Source organism: Nonomuraea sp. NPDC003201, assembly GCF_053590415.1.
Genome location: NZ_JBSFTC010000702.1, coordinates 1 through 1,794, shown reverse-complemented (window position 1 = coordinate 1,794; position 1,794 = coordinate 1). Strand labels below are relative to the sequence as shown.

The following is a 1,794-nucleotide window of genomic DNA, read 5'->3' as shown; positions in this document are numbered from 1 at the left end:
CTCGAGAGCTCTTCAAAGCCCTCACCAGCCCAAACGCCGCTAACAACGAGGTTCCCGTTGCTGCTTGACAAACATAGGAGCATCGGAGCGGTTCACGGGCCTCAGTCCAGGTGGCCTGATTCCACGGCACATCGATCGCCCACAGAAACCTTCTCTGCACCTTGTCAAGCTGGGCTCGTCTACGTCGCCGCCGTGGTAGTTGTGCGACGATCCCAAGATGCTGCGCAGCCTTGAGATCAAAGCCACCCTGTCTGAGCTTGAGGACGCCCATCGTGACCACGTGTTCTGGGAGCCCACGATTGAACTGAGCTTGGATTGCTTCATCTGTGAGCGGATGGGCCGGACGACCGCGTTGAAGTTGGGGGATGAGCGGGCCGTCTGCAGCAGCAGGAGGGACTACAAGCACTTTGCTGCGGCGCGGATCTCGGCGTTCGACGTGACAAGCCAGGACGCTCTGTTGGTTTTGAGGGCCGTGATCGACTTCTGGTGGGTGCCGTTCCAGGATGCCAAGCGGGGTGGGAATGCGACGCCTCTGAGCAGGTGGGTCCGGCTGCACTACGGCTGTCACTGCCCCCATCAGGAGGCCTCGGGCAAGGGATCAATTCAGACGAACGTACGTCGTCCTTGGAGTCCACAGTGCGGCGAATGCAAGACGGAGATCGCGGTCGATGCCGAGGTTCCCTCGATCCGGCTCTTGGTCTGAGTCCCAGATCGGACGGTATGCGGGCATGATGACCGCGACCCGGTGAGGGCATGTCCAGATCCGCCTGTCGTGCGATGACGACGTCCGGCGCCGATGAGTCCATGGCGATCCCTCCTCGATAGGGTCGTGCCGTGACCGGGAGGAAAGGCCGATGGGCGAAGGCTGACCAGGACGGCGGCATCGAGGACGCGACCCTGCTCATCTTGGAGTGGCTCGCCGAGCAGGGCATCAATGCGATGCTCAGGGTTGATGCCGAGAGGCAGGCGGAGGGTCGGCATTCCTGGACTTTCGCGGCGAGCGGCGGCCCGCTGGAGGTGGGCATGCGTGCCGACGGCGCCAGCGCCGCGCTGTGTCTGTCGACGGCAGTCGCCCGGCTGCGCGAGCTCGGCGTGGTCGTGCGTTTTTGATCACGATCACGTGTGCTTCCTGGGTGCGGGCATCGGCGCGGCTGATCGGGCATATCCACACGCCGTATCTGCGCATCAGGCTTGCGTGGTGAGCTCGAATTTCACGGCGGATCGAAGGCGTCGACTGCCGCATGGCGAGATGCGGGAACATCGGGGGAACATGATCTTTTAGTGATCATTAGCGTCACGCAGCAGGTCTGCCCAGGACTCGGCCGATCCGCGGTAGCCGTCGCTCAGCGCGACGAGTTCCTTGCGGCAGTTGTCGATCTCACAGCTCGAATACAGCGGCGAAGCGCCGTCTGCGGTCTGATCCATGAGTATCGCAGTGCAGCTTGACAACGCGCGAAACCGCAGGCCAGCGCTATGAGCGAGATTTGGCACCGGACGGGAGGTTGAGAACACCCTCTAACAGCTGAGCCGGGCGGGGTGGTATCGGCGGGCCTGCCTAAGTGGTCTTGCCCCTAAGTTCTTCGGGGTCAGTGGCTGAGGTAGAGATCGCAGGCGCAGTCGAGGGCTTCTTGGGGCGTGCCAGCTGACATGCCAGTGGGCAGGATCTGGTTCTCGTACGTGCCACTGCTGGCGAGGTAGAGCCCGAATCCCCAGATGGAGGCCGATCCGCCGTAGCGGAGCCGGATGAGGGGCAGGTGGTGACCGTCGGCCGGTTCGCCTTCGACGTAGGCGAAC

3 protein-coding genes and 1 pseudogene are annotated in these 1,794 nt (G+C 63.1%); 2 read left to right on the top strand and 2 right to left on the bottom strand.

The features are described from left to right. Positions 1-217 precede the first annotated feature (217 nt). Both ACWDX9_RS62935 and ACWDX9_RS62930 read left to right on the top strand, forming a co-directional pair. Positions 218-703 (top strand): hypothetical protein, encoded by a 486-nt coding sequence (locus ACWDX9_RS62935; protein ID WP_449973389.1) that lies wholly within the window; start codon positions 218-220, stop codon positions 701-703. A 131-nt stretch (positions 704-834) separates the two neighbouring features. Continuing rightward, complete coding sequence (locus tag ACWDX9_RS62930) at positions 835-1,110, top strand: hypothetical protein (protein ID WP_449973388.1); 276 nt, start codon at positions 835-837, stop codon at positions 1,108-1,110. 168 nt (positions 1,111-1,278) lie between these two features. On the opposite strand, the gene ACWDX9_RS62925 is transcribed toward ACWDX9_RS62930, so the two are convergent. Both ACWDX9_RS62925 and ACWDX9_RS62920 read right to left on the bottom strand, forming a co-directional pair. Next, positions 1,279-1,425, bottom strand: a complete 147-nt coding sequence (locus ACWDX9_RS62925) for a hypothetical protein (protein WP_449973390.1) — start codon at positions 1,423-1,425, stop codon at positions 1,279-1,281. Between the two features lie 161 nt (positions 1,426-1,586). Continuing rightward, a pseudogene (locus tag ACWDX9_RS62920) lies at positions 1,587-1,794 on the bottom strand (hypothetical protein); the annotation flags it as partial.

Bases quoted from the DNA above. Each gene is read 5' to 3' on its own strand.
- ACWDX9_RS62935 (WP_449973389.1), top strand. From the start codon at position 218: ATGCTGCGCAGCCTTGAGATCAAAGCCACCCTGTCTGAGCTTGAGGAC.
- ACWDX9_RS62925 (WP_449973390.1), bottom strand. From the start codon at position 1,425: ATGGATCAGACCGCAGACGGCGCTTCGCCGCTGTATTCGAGCTGTGAG.